Here is a 16,157-nt window from a genome sequence, read left to right as displayed (position 1 = left end):
ACAACCACGGATAATTGACAGCTAGTAACTTCCAAACATTTAGGCATGTTTTTTACTTTTTCTCACATATTCGACCTTTATGAAAAAGACTGCTCTTGCACTGTCTGTCAATTACGTGATTGACTGAGTGTCGTACATCACTCTGAAGGGATGCGTCATGCCATCAGCCCTCGTTGAAGCAACGCGAGAGACCAAAGACACCGCGAGATCGACGCGGGCACCCGCGTTGGTGTCCGTGCACGGTCTGACAAAGTCATTCGGACGCCCAGGCAACGAGATTCACGTCCTCCGCAACGTCGACCTCGAGGTGGCCGATGGCGAACTGCTCGTACTCCTCGGCCCCAGCGGCTGCGGAAAGACCACCCTGCTGCGCTCACTTGTGGGACTCGAGCGCCCCGATTCAGGCCGCATCCACATTGGCGGCTCCTGCGTACTCGACACTGCGCGTGGCGTGTTCGTGCAGCCGAATCGCCGCGACGTCGGCATGGTCTTTCAGAACTACGCCCTATGGCCCCACATGAAGGTTCGCAAGAACGTCGCCTACCCGCTTCAGTCGCGAGGCCATAGCGCAGCACTCAAGGGTGGGCGTGTCGAGGAAGTCCTTGACATCGTGCAATGCGGCCACCTCGCAGACCGGTACCCACCAGAGCTCAGTGGCGGCCAGCAGCAGCGCGTCTCGCTTGCGCGTGCTCTGGCTCCGCGACCCACGCTGCTGCTTCTCGACGAGCCTCTCAGCAATCTCGACGCTCTCCTGCGCGTCGAACTGCGTGCGCAACTCCGGCTTCTTCACCGCGAATTGGGCTTCACAGCCGTCCACGTCACGCACGACCAGGAGGAAGCCATCGCGCTGGGCACCCGGGTCGCCGTCATGAACGCGGGCCGAATCGAGCAGGTCGGCGATCCGATCGAGGTGTATCGCGCTCCCGCGACCGAGTACGTCGCCGACTTCCTCGGCGCCAGGAATCGACTCGAGCTTCGAGCGGAGGATGGCGGCGTTGCCCTCGCCGGACAACGACTTCCTGGTCTAGCCCGCGACGATCTCCGCGGATCCTTTGCTCTCAGACTCCGCGACGAGCACCTGTTGGTGCGGCCCACAGCAGACGACATCTCATCTCCCGCGTCGCATGCCACTACGGCCACCGCGACTGCCTGGCTCGCCGACGGCCGCATCGTCGAACTATTGCCGGGCATCGAAACCAGCGAGTGCGTCGTCGAGATCGGTGACCTCCGACTGTTCGCCCGGATCCCGACAGGGGCGATGGACCTACGACCGGGCCAGTCGGTAGAGGTCGGATTTCCGATCGACAAAGCCCGCTGCTACAGCCAGGACCATGGCCGGCTCGTTCCCGACTGGGCCGACCGGACGGATCGCACCCACCAGGTCGCCGGAGTGTCGTCATGACCACTGACGTTGCCACCCGCGATGCCACAACAGACGACGTCGTCATCGACCAGACGCCGGCACCGGGAAGAGGGGCGTCCCCGATCGCGTTCGCGCGTCGATTCAAACGTCAACTACCGTGGCTTGCCCTCACCGTCCTGGTCGGCGGTTTGGTCCTGCTGCCAGTCGTCCCGCTGCAACAAAAGGCCTTCGCCGACGGCGCGGCCGGCCTGCGCGGCGTACTCGAGCTCGACGGAGTCGGCAAGATGTTCGCCACGACGCTCGTCCTCGGCGTCGGATCCTTGATCGTCGCGTTGATCGTGGGCACTGGCCTGGCGCTGTGCATGCACGCAACATCGCCGCGAACACGAAAGTACCTGGCGTTCATGCCAGTTCTGCCGATGATCATTCCTGGCGTCGCTCATGTCGTCGGATTCGTGTTTCTCTTCTCCCCGGAGAACGGGTACGTGAACACCCTGCTGCGCGCCACACCCTTTTTCGACGGCGACGCCGGCCCGATCAACGTCTACAGCGAGTTCTGGATCATCGTCTACACCGGCATTCACCTAGCAGCGTTCGTATACCTGTTCGTGTACGCCGGCTTGCGCAACTTGGGTGGTGACTACGCCCTGGCGGCCCGTGTCAACGGCGCCGGGCCACTGCGCATCCTCCTGACCGTGACGCTTCCCCTGCTGCGACCGGTGTTCGTCTACGCCGGCGTCGTGTGCTTCCTCCTCGCACTCGGTCAGTTCACCGGCCCCCTCATCCTGGGCCGTCGTGAGGGGCTCGACGTGATCACGGTGCGCATGTTCGAGCTATCCGCGCAGTACCCGATCGATTACTCGGTCGTCGCCGCGCTCGGCACACCCCTCATGGTCCTCGCCCTCGTCATGGTGATGGTGCAACGGGGCCTGATCGGCAAACAGGACCGGTTCGTCGGAACCGTGAGCGCAGCATCGCCAGCGAGCACCAGCCGATGGGGAAACATCGGCGCCACGTTGGTGGTGCTGCTCTTCACAGTCTTGTCAGCGCTGGCGCCGCTGGTGGCACTTGCATTCGTGGCGCTCTCGCCGTTCTGGAGCGGGTCGGTTTCCTTCGATGCGCTGACGACTCAAAACTTCTCCTCGGTGTTCCAGGACAGGGTGTTCGTCGAGTCCATCTTCAACAGCACGTTCGCCTCCGTCACCGCCGTCGCAATCGTCCTCCCACTCGGCACCTTGATCGCCCTCGGGATCTATAACCGAGACCGTCTCTGGCGCCCACTGTCAGTGATCCTCGACGTCCTCGCCAACATCCCACTCACAATGCCCGGAGCACTGCTCGGCTTCGGCTTCCTCTTCGCCTACTCCAATCCGTCGATCGGGCTCTACGCCACCAAAACAGGACTCATCCTCGCCTACGTCACGATCATGGTGCCGTATGCAGTGCGCTACCAGCTCGCCACGCTCGTAGCGCTCGGCCGCACGACCGTCGAGTCTTCGAGGGTCAGCGGTGCCGGTCCCCTCCGAACGTTCATCCGCGTCATCTTGCCGCTCGGGCGCGCCGGAATGGCCTCGTCGGCGGCCATCATGTTCGTCCTCTTGATCCACGAGTTCGGCGTCTCGCTGCTCATCCGTTCCGCCGAAGTCAACGTGATGTCCGTGGCCCTGTTCGAACAATACGACGCAGGGGGCTACCCGCAAGTCGCGGTCATCGCGATTGCGATGACCGCAATCACCGCAATCGGCGTCTTCTTGGCCCTGCTGTTCGGAGGTAGCCGTGCTCTCGAGAAGCTCTGATAGGCAGAAGGACCAGAACATGAGACATCTGACCAAGTGCGTCGCCGTGTTGGCGGCCGCGCTCGCGACCACCTTGCTCGCTGCCTGCGTCCCGGCAGCCGGGTTCTTCGGCGACGGCGGGCGAACGGTCCACGTCTACAGCGTGGCGGCACCCTCGCAGAACAAAAGGCTCGAAGACGCCTTCAACGCCTCCCACCCCGATATCACCCTCGAAATCACCAGGGGTGCATCGGACTTGGTCCCCAAGGTCGACGCAGAGATCGCAACCGGTGCGGACGGCGCCGACATCTTCATCATGTCCGGCGATTCATGGTTCCTGCGTAACAAGGACAACCTGGCCCCCGTGACCGCTGATGCCGCCAAGACCTACCCGGACTGGGGAGTCGACGGCCACGCGCCGATCGTGTCCTACTCACCGTTCAGCATGATCTTGTGGAACACCGACGCCTTTCCTGACGGCTTCGAAACCTGGGACGATCTGCTCGCGCCAGAGGTCAAGAATCGGCTGGGCGTGCGAGACACGATGAGCGCTGTGCTCGCTTCCTATCTGCAGTACCTCCAGGACAAGAACGGTCCCAATTATCTGCCTGAGTTGGCGGAGCAGAATCCGAAGTTCTACCCCTCGCTCATCCCGATGGCGCAGGCTGTGGCCTCCGGCGAGATCGGCGTCGCCTACACCGCCAGCCCTGCCGTCGTGCACGACCTCGAGAGCAGAGGAGCGCCGATCGACTCTGTGCTCATCAAGGACGGCTGGGCATCTCCGTTCATTGCCGGCATCCTCAAAAAGTCTCCACGCCAGGACGATGCCCAGATCGTAATGGACTACCTTCTCTCACCTGCAGGCCAGGGGGTATTCAACGGAAGTGGCGACGCCGGCAGTCCGATCGAGGGACTCGACGGCACGATCGACACCACACAGATGCGAGTCCTGTCCGAGAAGGACACCCCTCCCAAAGTGATCGCGGAGTGGGCCGTCCGGCTGCGTGAGATCTTCAACCGCGGCTAAACCCGCGCGCCTCCCCGCCGGACGCCTCGCCACAAAGGCTCCGCTCGACCCACGATCGTCCACCGTCAGTCGCGTTCTGAGGTGGCAACTGAGATAGGTGCCGTCGAGTTCAGTCGGTAGGGGCCCCTTTGTGCGATGTAGGCATGGGGTGGGCCTGTGGACTGAAGCAGGGTGTATGGGTCGTGCACTCAGTCCCGTGGCAGTGTGACATCGTCATCGCCGAACTCGGGCTTGGTCGCAAGCTCGCGGGCGTCGGGCACGCCAGCCGTCGAAATCTCCATGCAACGCCAGATGCGTCGGAGTCTCAGCATGCAAGGTCGGCGGTTGGCAGGTGCCCTAATCGGTCACAACCGACAGCAGCGATATCCTTGAGAAGACGTCATCGAGAAGTGAGCGAAAGGTCGATCCTCCCTTACTGGTCGTGCCGTCGGGACCAGTGCACAGGAACGACAGCGGCGTCGTGAATAGACCATGTGATGGGCACAGGTGATCCGCTCGACACAGAGTCGTAGTCGACTCCCCCGGTCGCCGAGCTGAGGGCGACCGGGTTCGATGATGCCCGGGAAATTGGGCGCGGCGGTTTTGGTGTTGTCTAGCGCTGCATCCAGACCCCATTAGATCGCACGGTGGCGGTGAAGGTTCTCCTCGTCGAGCTCGACGAGGAGAATCGGGAGCGATTCTTCCGGGAACAACGGGCGATGGGCCGTCTGACCGGGCACCCGAACATCGTCACCGTCCTGCAGGTCGGTGCCACCAACAGCGGCCTTTCCTACATCGTGATGCCATACCATCAGCAGGATTCTCCCGACGTCCGGATCCGCGACCACGGTCCGCTGCCGTTGCCTGAGGCGTTGCGGCTTGGTGTGAAGGTGGCCGGCGCGGTGGAGACAGCACACCGACTCGACATTCTCCATCGCGACATCAAACCGGCGAACATCTTGCTCACTGATTACGGAGAGCCGGCACGGCCCTGGCCGAAGAGGCCCTTTCCACACCGGAGGGCGAGGGGCTGGAGCAGGTGCTCTACGGCAGCGGTGCCATCCTGGCGTCGAACCGCGGATGTTTGTCTCGCATGTGGAACGACGATCAGACCACAGTTCTGAGGAACGAGTATCGGCGGATCCTGTTCGAGCTGTTGGCGCAAGCCATGCAGCAGGGCCGTATCCGTGAGGACGCCACCGACGCCGACCTGGACCTCATCTTCTGGTCCCTCCGCGGCGTCGTCGCGACGACACCGCGGAGGCACCGACACCGGCTGGCGCAGAATCCTCGCGGTCATGATCGCGGGATTGTGGCCCGGCGCGGACAACCTCGACGCGGCGCCGATGAGCGCCCAGGACGTCGCACAGATCATGGATAATTTGTGGCCTCGGTAAGGTTCGGAGGGTGGCGAGGGGTCACTACCCCGTCAGGTATTCCTCGTCGGTGACGTGTTCGAGCCAGGTCGTGGTGGTGGCCGGGTCGTCGGCGTTGTCGAGCATGGCGAGGTGTTCCATGAACGAGTCGGCGCTTGCTCCGTGCCAATGATGTTCGTTCGGTGGGCAGTAGAGGGTTTGACCGGCGTGTGCTTCGACCTTCTGGCCGCCACGGGACTGTACCCAGGCAGTTCCTTGGGTGATGTGCAGGGTCTGACCGTGGGCGTGCGAGTGCCACGCGGTGCGGGCGCCGGGTGCGAAACGCACTTTCGCCACTACCATTCGCTGACCGGGTTCTCGGGGAAAGGCGATGCGGTCGAGCCAGACGTCACCGGTGAATTGCTCGGGCGGGTTCTTCGTCGTCGGAGTGTGGGGATCAATCTGCATTGCTGTACTCCTCAGGGTTCGGGGATTTCGAGGCCGAATGTCTCGCGGGTGATGTCGTCCGGTTCCGGGCCGCCGCGCACACCGGTGTCGAGAGCGTCGATCGCGGCGAGTTGATCGGCGGTGAGATCGAAGTCGAAGACGTTGAAGTTTTCGGTGATCCGGGACGGGGTGACCGATTTCGGGATCACCTGGCGGCCCTGCTGCAGGTGCCATCTCAGCATCGTCTGGGCCGGCGTCTTGCCGTGTGCCGCTGCGATCGACTGGAGGGTGGGATCGTCGAGCGTGGAGCCGTGCGAGCCGTCGCGGTAGAAAGTGATGCCACCGATCGGGGACCATGCCTGGGACACGATCCCGTGTTCGGCGTTGGCCGTGAGCACGTCGGATTGGCGGAAGGACGGGTGTACCTCGATTTGGTTGACCGCCGGCACCACCGATGTCTCGTCCCGCAGTCGCGTGAGGTGGTCGGACATGAAGTTGCTGACACCGATGGCGCGGACGCGGCCGTCCGCGAGCAGCGTCTCGAGCGCCTTGTAGGCCTCGACGGTGAGGGTGAACTCGCCAGGGAGAGCCTGGTGCAGTATCAGCAGGTCGATCTGATCGATTCCGAGTTTGCGGGCGCTCTTGTCGAAGGCGTGCAGCGTCGCGTCGTAGCCGTAGTCGGTGATCCAGACCTTGGTCTCGATGAAGATGTCCGAGCGATCGATACCCGAACGGCGTATGGCTTCGCCGACCTCGCGTTCGTTCTGATAAGCAGCGGCGGTGTCGATGTGCCGGTATCCGGTCTCCAATGCGGCCTCGACCGCTGCAACGGTGTCATCGGGCGGCGTCTGGTACACACCGAAACCCAGTGCCGGCATCGTGATTTCGTTGTTCAACGTCAATACGGGGATCGTCATGTTTCAACCTTAGGTTCGGTCAGCGCGCGCTGGGAGTGCCTGTCGAACCAGGTACCGGCAGTACCTGGTTCGACCAGCGGATGTCATGCGACGGGCCGGTGTCGTGCAGCGGGCACGATCACCGTGAGGACGACGACCAGCGCGAGGGCGAGCAGTACGGTGCCGCCGGTGAGCGCGGCGCCGACGTGCTCGGTCACCGCTGCTGGTCCGTCGAGGTTGGCGCCTGCGTCGGCCGCGAGTGCGACGAGAATGCCCAAACCGAGTGCCATTCCGAGTTGGTGCGCCGTGTTGACCAGTCCGGATGCCGCGCCGGCGTCCGCCGAATCGACACCGGCTATTCCTGCGTTGGTCAGCGGTCCGAACGCCAGGCCTTGCCCGGCACCCACCAGGACCATCGGTAGTGCAACGTCCATGAGATACGTATCGAGTGGGCCGATGCGGCTCAGCCATGCCATGCCGGCCAGGGTCAGCGCCGTCCCGGTCGCGAGCAGAGTCCCGTTCGACAGCCGGGCGCTCAGGCGGGGCACCATGAGTGCGACGACGAAGTTGACGAGGGTCATCGGGAGGAAGCCGAGTCCGGCTTGCAGTGGGGAGAAGCCGAACCCGTCCTGGAGCAGTTGGGTGGTGAAGTAAAAGAATCCGATCATCGCCCCGAGGTACAGCAGCCGAGCCGAATAGGCGCCGGCGCGTTCGCGACTGCGGAACAACCGCAGCGGCAGGATCGGTTGCTGCACCCGACCCTCGTGAACGACCAGCCCGACCAGCAGGAGAGCCCCGAGTGCCAGAGCGGCCTGTACCCGTGCCGATCCCCAACCTGCCTCGGCGGATTCGATGATTCCGAAGATCACGGCGCCCATGCCGAGTGTCGCACCGAGAGCACCGATCACGTCGAACCGTCCGGTTCGCCGTGGTGTTTCGACGAGCACTGTGCCGGACCAGACGATCAAGGCGACCGCGATCGGGACATTGACCAGGAAGGCCGCTCGCCAGGATATCCATTCGGTGAGCGCGCCTCCGACCAGAAGGCCGAGGCTGGCGCCGATACCGGCTGTTGCTGCGTACCAGGCAACGGCCTTGTTGCGGGCCTCGCCGTCGAAATAGGTCGTGATCAACGCCAACGAGGTCGGTGCGACGATCGCCGCACCGATTCCCTGCACGGCGCGGGCGGCGATCATCCACCATCCCGCGGGCGCGATTCCGACGAGCAAGGATGCGGTACCGAAGATCGCGAGACCGATCCTGAACAGTCGGCGCCGCCCCACGATGTCCCCCGCGCGGGCAGCCAACAGGAGCAGACCACCGAAGACGAGGGTGTAAGCGTCCTGAACCCACGACAGCGCCGCCGGTGACAGGTCGAGCCCGGATCGGATGCTCGGCAATCCGGTGAAGATCACCGAGTTGTCCAGCAACACCATGAAATAGCTTGCCAGGATGATCCCCAGAATCGCGGCCGGGGTGGCCGTGGCCCGACCGGAAACAGCGGTGGTCACGGCCGGACCGCGACCTTGAGCGCATCGCGGGCATCCATCGCGGCGTAGCCCTCCGGCGTCTGGCCGAGACCGACGGTGCGGTCGAACACCTTCCCCGGCTGGACAGTGCCGTCCAGGACTGCCGGAAGCAGCTGCTCGATGTAGGCGCGCACCGGCGCCGGACCACCGGTCAGCGTGACGTTCGGCCCGAACAGGCTCCCGAACCCGACAGGCGCGTCCTCGTACTGGGGCACCCCCACCCGACTGATCACTCCACCCGCGCGGACGACGCCCACCGCCTGGTCGTAGGCCGGCCGGTGACCGACCGCCTCGAGGACGACCGGGCTGCCCAGTCCGCCGGTCAGCTCACGAACCTTCGCGATCCCCTCCTCGCCACGCTCGGCAACCACATCGGTCGCACCGAACTCGCGACCGAGATCGGTCCGCCCCTGGTGCCGCCCCATCAACACGATCTGCTCGGCACCGAGCAGGCGAGCCGACAGCACGGCCAACAATCCCACCGCCCCGTCACCGATCACGGTCACGACACTGCCCGCGCCGACGCCGCCGCGGACCGCGGCATGCCAGCCGGTGCCGTACACATCCGACAACGTCAGCACGGAGTTGAGCAGCGCATCGTCGGCGTCCTCGCCCACCGGCACCTTCACCAGCGTGCCGTCGGCCAGCGGCACCCGGACCGCCTCGGCCTGACCACCCGCCGTACCCAGCGAGGCGTCATTCCAGAACCCGCCGCGCACGCACGACGTCTGCAGACCCGCAGCGCAGAACACGCACGTGCCACACGAGACCGCGAACGGTGCGATGACGAAGTCGCCGACCCGCAACGTCCTCACATCCGTACCGATCGCTTCGACGACACCGATGAACTCGTGGCCCATCGATCTGCCCGCAGGATCGACCTCCATGGAGTGATAGGGATGCAGGTCGCTGCCACACACGCAGGCCCGCACGATCCGTACCAGGGCGTCGGTGGACGACTGGATGGTGTGATCAGGAACATCGATGACGCGGACATCGCCCGCGCCGAACATGTACGTCGCTTTCATGCCACCCAGTTGACCTCCATTCGGGCCGCCCGGGGAGTCACGGACGTTCCGGGTACTGCCAGTACCTCCCACAACCGGCGGCCACTGCCTACCGTGGACTCATGAGTTCGACCGACCTGCGCACCGAAATCCGCGAGTTCCTCAGCACACGGCGCGCACGCATCACCCCGGAGCAGAGCGGGCTACCCGTGTACGGCGGCAACCGCCGTGTCAAAGGCCTGCGCCGCGAAGAGGTCGCCATGCTCGCCGGTGTCTCGGTCGACTACTACGTCCGCATGGAACGCGGCAACCTCGCCGGCGCCTCCGACAGCGTCCTCGACGCCCTCGTCGTCGCCCTGCAACTCGACGACGCCGAACGCGACCACCTCTTCGCCCTCGCCCGGCAAGCACAGGCAAGCACCACCCGCCGCCCCCGCACTCCGCCGGTGACCGTCCGCCCGGCAATTCAGCAAGTACTCGATGCCATCACGGACGCACCGGCCTGGGTCCGCAACGGCCGCCACGACATCATCGCGATGAACGACCTCGCGCGCGCCCTCTACTCCCCTGTGCTCGCCGACCCCCGCCGCCCCGCCAACACCACCCGATTCGTCTACCTCCACCCCCAGGCAGCCGAAGAATTCTTCGTCGACTACGACACCATCGCCAGGGACGCCGCCGCCATGCTCCGTCTCGAAGCTGGCCGCAACCCCCACGACAAGGCGCTCATCGCGCTGGTCGGGGAACTGTCCACCCAGAGCGAACTCTTCCGCCAACGCTGGGCGTCACAGGACGTCCGATTCCACCGCAGCGGCCGAAAACGCCTGCGCCACCCCGCCGTCGGCCAACTCGACCTCGACTTCGAAGCACTCGAACTGCCCTCCGAACCCGGCCTACACCTCAACATCTACACCGCAGCCGCCGGCACACCCACCGCCGACGCCCTCAAACTCCTCGCCTCCTGGGCCGCCAGCCAGGATCAGCTCGGCACCGAACACGACGCTCCCAGCAGACCACATTGACTCCCGCGCACAGGCGATCCGTGAGCCGCCACCCTTGCGACAACGGCAGCGGCACAGAGGATCATGACCAGATTCAAGAGAGTCCGAGTTGGAGGCCGGCGTGCCGGTTGGTGTCTTTGTAGAGCAGATAGCGGAAGCGACTCGGCCCGCCCGCGTAGCACGCCTGAGGGCAGAAGGCCCGCAACCATAGGAAGTCGCCCGCTTGCACCTCGACCCAATCCTTGTTGAGCAGATACACCGCCTTGCCCTCGAGGATGTACAGGCCGTGTTCCATGACATGCGTCTCGGGGAACGGAATCGCACCTCCCGGTTCGAAGGACACGATGTTGACATGCATGTCGTGGCGGATGTCGGTCGGATCGACGAAGCGCTGGGTCTTCCATGCGCCATTCGTGTCGGGCATCTCGGCACCCTCGATATCCTGCTCCCGGGTCACGAAGGACTCGGGTATCTCGATGCCGTCGACCTGCTGATAGGTCTTGCGGATCCAGTGGAACGTCGCGGTGGCCGGACCGTGGTTGTGCAGGGTCCACCGGGCGCCGGGAGCGAGGAAGGCGTAGCCGCCCGCATCCAGCACATGCTCGACCCCGTCGAGTGTGAGAGTGAGCGCACCGTCGACAACGAACACGACCGCCTCGGCGCCCGGATCGGCATCGGGACGGTCACTACCGCCACCAGGCGAGACCTCGACGATGTACTGCGAGAAGGTCTCCGCGAATCCGGACAAAGGCCGCGCCAGCACCCACGCCCTGGTCCCGTTCCAGTGCGGCAGCAGACTGGCGGTGATATCGCTCATCGTGCGACGCGGCAGGACCGCGTAGGACTCCGTGAAGACCGCGCGGTCGGTGGTCAGGTCGGTTTGCGGCGGCAGGCCGCCTCGCGGAACGAAGTAGTTCATGCTTTTCCTCATCGGGTTGTCGGGACAGCGGCGGTGGCGAGCCACCGGTGATGTCGATCTTCCGCCTGTGGATCCCACACGAGAATATTCGTGGGGAGGGTGTCGGCGGCAGCCGAGTCCGGGCCCTCAGATCCGCCGCATCACCGATACCACCTTGCCCAGGACAACTGCGTCGTCACCGTCGATCACGGCATACGCGGGATTACGGGGCTCGAGGAAGACGTGGCCATCGCGGCGCCGGAGCACCTTCACCGTGGCCTCGCCATCAATCATCGCAGCGACGATCTCGCCGGAATGGGCTTCGTCCTGGCGGCGCACCACAACGACGTCGCCATCGCAGATCGCGGCGTCGATCATCGACTCACCGCGCACCCGCAGCCCGAACACGGTGCCGGAGCCGACGAGTTCGCGAGGGAGCGTCAGCATCTCATCGGCGTGCTCCTCCGCGAGGATCGGTGCGCCGGCTGCGATGTCGCCGACCACCGGTACCGTCACATTGTTTTCAGACGAGCGACCCTGCTTCCCCTCGGAGAGAAACGGGCGCACGTCCAATTGCCGAGCCATGGCCGTGCCCCTTCGGAGAAAGCCCTTTTCCTCGAGGCTCTTCAGATGCTGGGACACCGACGACGCGGAGCGCAGGCCCACCGCGTCCCCGATCTGTCGGGTGCTCGGCGTGCATCCGTGTGCAGCCACCCAGTCCCGGATCGCTGCCAGAATCCGCTGCTGGCGGGATGGCAGGGTGGAGGCATCGAGGCCACCGAACATGTCGAGATCGTCGTAATCGGTCACCGAAGAATCGTAGGGGGTGACGACAGCCCCCTCGAGCACGGCGTAGGCGTGCGACCAGAAGCGGAGCCTGTCCCGTTCCACCTCACGGAAATGTCGACCTCAGTCGATGCGCCACCACCCGGAACCACAGTTGAGGGTGATCTTCCCCATGGACTTGAATCTCACTGCCCGCGGCTCGACGCCTCTACGCACCGTCGAGCCGCGCCCGATATCGACTCTCGCACAACGGGAACAGTCAGCTCAATGCCGCAATGCACCGCACCGCACCGCGCTCACTCGGGCCGCTGCCACCCCGACGCGCGAGCACTGTTGGCTCACCGCAAGGCCACACAGACGAGCACGTGACGGTCCCGTAGCCGCCGGCCCGGTGTTCTCTCGCCGATCGCCGACCTTCACGGGATGGTGAGCGCCGGCACTGCCAGAGGGTCGGTGGGAGCCGGCGCGCGGCGGTTGGCCCCGACGAGATCCCACGCGGTCTGCCGTGGCGCCACGCCGTCCAGTTTCCATTGCCCGAGCAGCAACGCGACCTTGGCCAGCATCTCGGTACGCAGCCGCAGGAACGAGTCCTCCGGGTCGGTGCCGACCTGACTCAGTAGTACCCACCAGGCCCAGGCGACTGCTCCGGCATTGGCAACGAAATCTGGGACCACCGGAATGCCCCGGCCGGTGAGCACCGCCTCGGCCCGCGGGGTCGTCGCGGCATTCGCCGCTTCGATCACGACTTTCGCTGCGACCTGGTCGACGTTATCCGCCGTGATCGCATACGAGATCGCGGCCGGGACGAGGATGTCTGCCGCAGTGGCGATCACAGCCGTGCTCGGCAACCGCTGAACATGCGAGGGGACGCGGGAGCGGTCGATCTCGCCGTAGCAGTCCCGCAGGTCGAGCAGCGCGGGAACGTCCAGGCCGTCGGGGCAGTACAGCGTGCCGAAGGCGTCGGCGACAGCAGTCACGCGCATACCGGCCTCGTACAGATACCAGGCCGCGCCGCCCCCCATGGTGCCGATGCCCTGGATTGCCACCGTCGTGTCGGCCGGAACCCAGCCATATGCGTTCACCGTGCCGATGCAGGCCTGCGCGACTCCGTAACCGCCGATCACATCGCCCAGCAGAAAACCGCTGGGCACCGGGGCGTTCAACGCGGCTCGTACCCGGCGCAGAGTCCTCTGCGGATCGTCCGCACGGCTGATCGCCGCATGGTAGGACTGTTGTAGGCCGAGCCGCGCGAAGACGTCGTCGAGCAGATGCTGCGGCACCCCCAGATCCTCCGCGGTCACCCAGTGCGCGGCCAGCCACGGGCGCATCGCCTGACAGAACCGCTCCAGAACACCGACGGCGCGGGGGTCCTTCGGGTGGAAGTCGATGCCACCCTTCGCGCCGCCGACCGGAAGGTCGAAAACCGCGGTCTTGGCAGCCATGCCTCGGGCCAGATCCTCCACCTCCGACATCGTGCAGCCTGCCCGCATTCGGGTGCCCCCGGTTGCCAGGTCGGACACCAACGTGTGCACGACGAGGTAACCACGAGCACCGGTGACCGGATCAGACCACGTCACACGTAACAGGGGCTCACCGCCGCGCACGGTCGCCACATCGACCCGATGTGGCGTCGCAGTGTTCTCACGGTAGTCAGACTCTCGGTGCTCGGGGGTGCGCCCGAACCCGCATTCCGTTGTCGTGGTCACCTCGAGTTACCCCAATCGTCCTCAGAAAATCTTCGCCTCCACGACCACTCAGCCGATGACGTCAGAGTGCGCGCGCTGGTGACCAGGCGTCCAGTTAAGAATCTTGAAGGATTGAGTTCACGCTTTCTACACAGCGCAACGCGTGGTCCGGTTGGACGGTTCGGAATGGATGCATAGGCTGGCGGCATGGAGCTGTCATTGCGCCGGTTGCGGATGCTTCGGGAGTTGCATCGCCGAGGCACCGTGACTGCCGCGGCGCTGGCCTTGCACTACACCACATCCGCGGTATCCCAACAGCTCACCCAGCTCGAACGCGATGTCGGCGCAAAGCTATTCGAGCGGCGCGGTCGGCGGGTGCAGCTCACCGAGATCGGCCTGCTCCTCGCCGAGCACGCCGAGGAGATCATTCGATCGGTGGAGCGCGCGACGACCGCTCTCGAGCAAACGCAGGACGGGGTCACCGCCCGATTGACCGTCGGCGTGTGGGCGTCCGTCGCGTCGAGCCTGGTGCCGAGTGCGCTGACGTTGCTGGCCGCCGAACATCCCGGCATCGAGGTGCGAACGAGGGAGCTCGCGCCGGAGGACACCGCGGTCGCGGTACGGGACGGGTCGCTGGACTTCTCCTTCGTGATCGACTATTCCGACTACCCGATGCAGTGGGACCCGGAGTTGACCAGGGTGGTGATCGCGGTGGAGCGACTGCACGCAGCGCTGCCTCCGGGAACGGTTTCCGCCAGAACCATGGCGCTGGCGGATCTCGCCGAGCACCCCTGGATCCTTGCGGGACCCACGTCGCATTTCGGCCGCGCGGTGCGCTTGGCCTGTCAGCGTTGCGGATTCGAACCCAGGATCAACCATGAGGTCGGCGAGCAGGCGACGGCACTCGCGATGGTTGCCGCGGGCCTGGGAGTCACCCTTGTCTCCGATCTCGGACTGACGCTGCGCCCGCCGGGAATGGACGTCGTCGCGCTCACCGAACCACTCATGCGGACCATTTCCATCGCCCATCGGGGGACGGAAGCGCACCGACCGCCGCTACAACTGGTGATCGACGCAGTGCGTGCCGCGGCGGCCGCACGGGGGCTCGCGGCGCGGTCGCCGTACCCGTAAGCGCGTTCACCTCCCGCAGGACGGAATGTCGGGCGTGTGGGCGCATGGTTTCGAGCATGTAGTCGAGTTCGGCGATGGTGCGGTGGGGTGGGAGTGTGAGGATCGGCATCTCGGCGCTGCGGTGTACCAGTGCTGGAGTTGGTCGTGAGCGGTGTCGGGTGTGCCCCAGACGGTGAGCTCGTCGAGCAGAACAAGGGCCGGCACGTCGGTGGTGTCGTGGGTCGGGTTGCCGGCGAGCACGGCCTCCACCTGCTCGCGGTATCCCCGTTCGCTCAGCGAGCGGCGGTAGAGCGAACCCATGCTGGTGGGGTAGAACGCGACCCACCACGACGCGATCTCACGAGCGGTTGCGTGATCGGCCGCGACGGCTGTGGGGACGGCCGGGCGCTAGGAAGGGCATCCAGCCGTCGGCCACTTCGCCGGCGAGTTGGATGGATTTGTTGCCGAGTCCGGCGAGGTAGATCGGCAGGCCGGTGCGCGCGGCGACACCCAGCCGCAGGGGCCGGTGGTCGCGGGTCGCCGTCGGGCGGACCCGGTCGCCGTCGAGCAGTCAACGGACCTGTACGGTGACCGCGCGTAGCTTGGCCACCGGCGCGGTGAACGATTGGTCGTGCAGTCCTTCGACGAGCTGCGGACTGCGTGCACCCAAGCCGAGGACGAAACGGCCGTGTGAGACCTGGTCGAGGCTGGTGGCGAGCATCGCGAGAGTGCCGGCGGTGCGGCCCCAGACGCTGAGCACACCGGCCGCACAGACCTCGACCGAAGCTTTCACGCCGCCCTCGATCTGGTGCCAGGACTGCGTGACACGGTCGCCTCCGGCCACCGCGAACAACGTTTCGTCGGTACCGCCAACCTGCCCAATCAATACCGAACATCGGTCGGACCGGGCTGGGCACTCCTCGGCGATGCCGGCCACCACAGGGACCCCTCCACGGGAATGGGCATCGCCGACGCGTTCCTCAGCGCCGACCTGCTCGCGGAGGCCATCCACAGCACGCGCGCCGGCCGTCCCGTCGACGACGCTCTCGGCGACTACCAACGTCAGCGCGACCAGCTCACCGCCGACGGGTTCGAACTCGCGCTCAGCACGGCCCGCCTCGCGCCGCTGTCGAACCGACTCACGGCGTTCTACAGGGCGGCCGCGGCCCAACCGGAGGTAGTCGCGCGGATCTTCGGCGTCCTCGGCGGGTCGGTGCCCATCCGAGACATCTACTCCGTGCCGAACATCGCGTCGGTCCTCACACAAGCCCACCCTTGAATGCACATTCCCTTGCGCGT

At 65.4% G+C, this 16,157-nt stretch carries 14 protein-coding genes and 2 pseudogenes; 7 read left to right on the top strand and 9 right to left on the bottom strand.

Translation table 11 applies throughout. The annotated features are described in order from the left end of the window. The first annotated feature begins 157 nt into the window (after positions 1 to 157). The 4 genes and pseudogenes from QM841_RS34165 to QM841_RS34150 form a co-directional block, all read left to right on the top strand. Positions 158 to 1,402: an ABC transporter ATP-binding protein gene (locus QM841_RS34165; RefSeq protein ID WP_283335332.1), complete on the top strand. Its 1,245-nt coding sequence runs from the start codon at positions 158 to 160 to the stop codon at positions 1,400 to 1,402. Further along, positions 1,399 to 3,159, top strand: a complete 1,761-nt coding sequence (locus QM841_RS34160) for an ABC transporter permease (RefSeq protein ID WP_182624954.1) — start codon at positions 1,399 to 1,401, stop codon at positions 3,157 to 3,159. The genes QM841_RS34165 and QM841_RS34160 overlap by 4 nt, the downstream gene beginning before the upstream one ends. Positions 3,160 to 3,178: 19 nt before the next feature. Next, positions 3,179 to 4,165, top strand: a complete 987-nt coding sequence (locus QM841_RS34155; protein ID WP_283335330.1) for an ABC transporter substrate-binding protein — start codon at positions 3,179 to 3,181, stop codon at positions 4,163 to 4,165. A gap of 533 nt (positions 4,166 to 4,698) precedes the next feature. After that, positions 4,699 to 5,127 (top strand): annotated as a pseudogene (locus tag QM841_RS34150) (serine/threonine-protein kinase); the annotation flags it as partial. A 438-nt stretch (positions 5,128 to 5,565) separates the two neighbouring features. Here QM841_RS34150 and QM841_RS34145 read toward each other — a convergent pair. The 4 genes from QM841_RS34145 to QM841_RS34130 all read right to left on the bottom strand — a co-directional run bounded on the left by QM841_RS34145 (position 5,566) and on the right by QM841_RS34130 (position 9,399). Then, on the bottom strand, positions 5,566 to 5,967 hold the full coding sequence (locus tag QM841_RS34145) for a (R)-mandelonitrile lyase (protein ID WP_283335328.1): 402 nt from the start codon (positions 5,965 to 5,967) through the stop codon (positions 5,566 to 5,568). Between the two features lie 11 nt (positions 5,968 to 5,978). Beyond that, positions 5,979 to 6,863: an aldo/keto reductase gene (locus tag QM841_RS34140; protein WP_283335327.1), complete on the bottom strand. Its 885-nt coding sequence runs from the start codon at positions 6,861 to 6,863 to the stop codon at positions 5,979 to 5,981. An 83-nt stretch (positions 6,864 to 6,946) separates the two neighbouring features. Then, positions 6,947 to 8,353: an MFS transporter gene (locus QM841_RS34135; protein WP_283335325.1), complete on the bottom strand. Its 1,407-nt coding sequence runs from the start codon at positions 8,351 to 8,353 to the stop codon at positions 6,947 to 6,949. Beyond that, entirely contained in the window at positions 8,350 to 9,399 is a 1,050-nt protein-coding gene (locus tag QM841_RS34130; protein ID WP_283335324.1) for an alcohol dehydrogenase catalytic domain-containing protein, read from the bottom strand. The genes QM841_RS34135 and QM841_RS34130 overlap by 4 nt, the downstream gene beginning before the upstream one ends. Before the next feature lie 101 nt (positions 9,400 to 9,500). Between QM841_RS34130 and QM841_RS34125 the strand changes: the two genes are divergently transcribed. Next, positions 9,501 to 10,400 carry a helix-turn-helix transcriptional regulator gene (locus tag QM841_RS34125; RefSeq protein WP_283335323.1) on the top strand — a complete coding sequence of 300 codons (900 nt, stop codon included), beginning with the start codon at positions 9,501 to 9,503 and terminating at the stop codon, positions 10,398 to 10,400. A 73-nt stretch (positions 10,401 to 10,473) separates the two neighbouring features. Here the strand turns inward: QM841_RS34125 and QM841_RS34120 are convergent, their stop codons facing one another. The 3 genes from QM841_RS34120 to QM841_RS34110 all read right to left on the bottom strand — a co-directional run bounded on the left by QM841_RS34120 (position 10,474) and on the right by QM841_RS34110 (position 13,769). Further along, positions 10,474 to 11,298: a bifunctional allantoicase/(S)-ureidoglycine aminohydrolase gene (locus QM841_RS34120; protein WP_283335322.1), complete on the bottom strand. Its 825-nt coding sequence runs from the start codon at positions 11,296 to 11,298 to the stop codon at positions 10,474 to 10,476. Positions 11,299 to 11,424: 126 nt separating this feature from the next. Then, the gene (gene lexA / locus QM841_RS34115) at positions 11,425 to 12,087 is read right to left on the bottom strand and encodes a transcriptional repressor LexA (RefSeq protein ID WP_283335321.1); all 663 of its coding nucleotides are present in this window, start codon (positions 12,085 to 12,087) and stop codon (positions 11,425 to 11,427) included. Positions 12,088 to 12,479: 392 nt separating this feature from the next. Continuing rightward, a complete protein-coding gene (locus QM841_RS34110; protein WP_283335320.1) occupies positions 12,480 to 13,769 on the bottom strand; it encodes a Glu/Leu/Phe/Val dehydrogenase dimerization domain-containing protein in 1,290 nt (429 codons plus the stop codon). A 186-nt stretch (positions 13,770 to 13,955) separates the two neighbouring features. On the opposite strand from QM841_RS34110, the gene QM841_RS34105 reads away from it, so the two are divergent. After that, complete coding sequence (locus QM841_RS34105) at positions 13,956 to 14,879, top strand: LysR family transcriptional regulator (RefSeq protein WP_105420183.1); 924 nt, start codon at positions 13,956 to 13,958, stop codon at positions 14,877 to 14,879. Between the two features lie 6 nt (positions 14,880 to 14,885). Here the strand turns inward: QM841_RS34105 and QM841_RS34100 are convergent, their stop codons facing one another. Together QM841_RS34100 and QM841_RS34095 are read right to left on the bottom strand one after the other, a co-directional pair. Then, positions 14,886 to 15,179 carry a hypothetical protein gene (locus QM841_RS34100; protein WP_283335319.1) on the bottom strand — a complete coding sequence of 98 codons (294 nt, stop codon included), beginning with the start codon at positions 15,177 to 15,179 and terminating at the stop codon, positions 14,886 to 14,888. A 37-nt stretch (positions 15,180 to 15,216) separates the two neighbouring features. Then, positions 15,217 to 15,618: pseudogene (locus tag QM841_RS34095) on the bottom strand (LLM class flavin-dependent oxidoreductase). 48 nt (positions 15,619 to 15,666) lie between these two features. Between QM841_RS34095 and QM841_RS34090 the strand changes: the two are divergent. Next, the gene (locus QM841_RS34090; protein WP_283335318.1) at positions 15,667 to 16,137 is read left to right on the top strand and encodes an NAD(P)/FAD-dependent oxidoreductase; all 471 of its coding nucleotides are present in this window, start codon (positions 15,667 to 15,669) and stop codon (positions 16,135 to 16,137) included. Positions 16,138 to 16,157: the final 20 nt, after the last annotated feature.

Origin of the sequence: Rhodococcus sp. IEGM 1307, from assembly GCF_030056915.1 — a bacterium.
GTDB classification, from domain to species: domain Bacteria; phylum Actinomycetota; class Actinomycetes; order Mycobacteriales; family Mycobacteriaceae; genus Rhodococcus_F; species Rhodococcus_F opacus_D.
Note: the sequence above shows the minus strand (reverse complement) of the source record. Positions and strands in the feature narration are given on the sequence as shown.

Bases quoted from the DNA above. Each gene is read 5' to 3' on its own strand.
- QM841_RS34165 (WP_283335332.1), top strand. From the start codon at position 158: ATGCCATCAGCCCTCGTTGAAGCAACGCGAGAGACCAAAGACACCGCG.
- QM841_RS34160 (WP_182624954.1), top strand. From the start codon at position 1,399: ATGACCACTGACGTTGCCACCCGCGATGCCACAACAGACGACGTCGTC.
- QM841_RS34155 (WP_283335330.1), top strand. From the start codon at position 3,179: ATGAGACATCTGACCAAGTGCGTCGCCGTGTTGGCGGCCGCGCTCGCG.
- QM841_RS34145 (WP_283335328.1), bottom strand. From the start codon at position 5,967: ATGCAGATTGATCCCCACACTCCGACGACGAAGAACCCGCCCGAGCAA.
- QM841_RS34140 (WP_283335327.1), bottom strand. From the start codon at position 6,863: ATGACGATCCCCGTATTGACGTTGAACAACGAAATCACGATGCCGGCA.
- QM841_RS34130 (WP_283335324.1), bottom strand. From the start codon at position 9,399: ATGAAAGCGACGTACATGTTCGGCGCGGGCGATGTCCGCGTCATCGAT.
- QM841_RS34125 (WP_283335323.1), top strand. From the start codon at position 9,501: ATGAGTTCGACCGACCTGCGCACCGAAATCCGCGAGTTCCTCAGCACA.
- QM841_RS34120 (WP_283335322.1), bottom strand. From the start codon at position 11,298: ATGAACTACTTCGTTCCGCGAGGCGGCCTGCCGCCGCAAACCGACCTG.
- QM841_RS34105 (WP_105420183.1), top strand. From the start codon at position 13,956: ATGGAGCTGTCATTGCGCCGGTTGCGGATGCTTCGGGAGTTGCATCGC.
- QM841_RS34100 (WP_283335319.1), bottom strand. From the start codon at position 15,179: ATGGGTTCGCTCTACCGCCGCTCGCTGAGCGAACGGGGATACCGCGAG.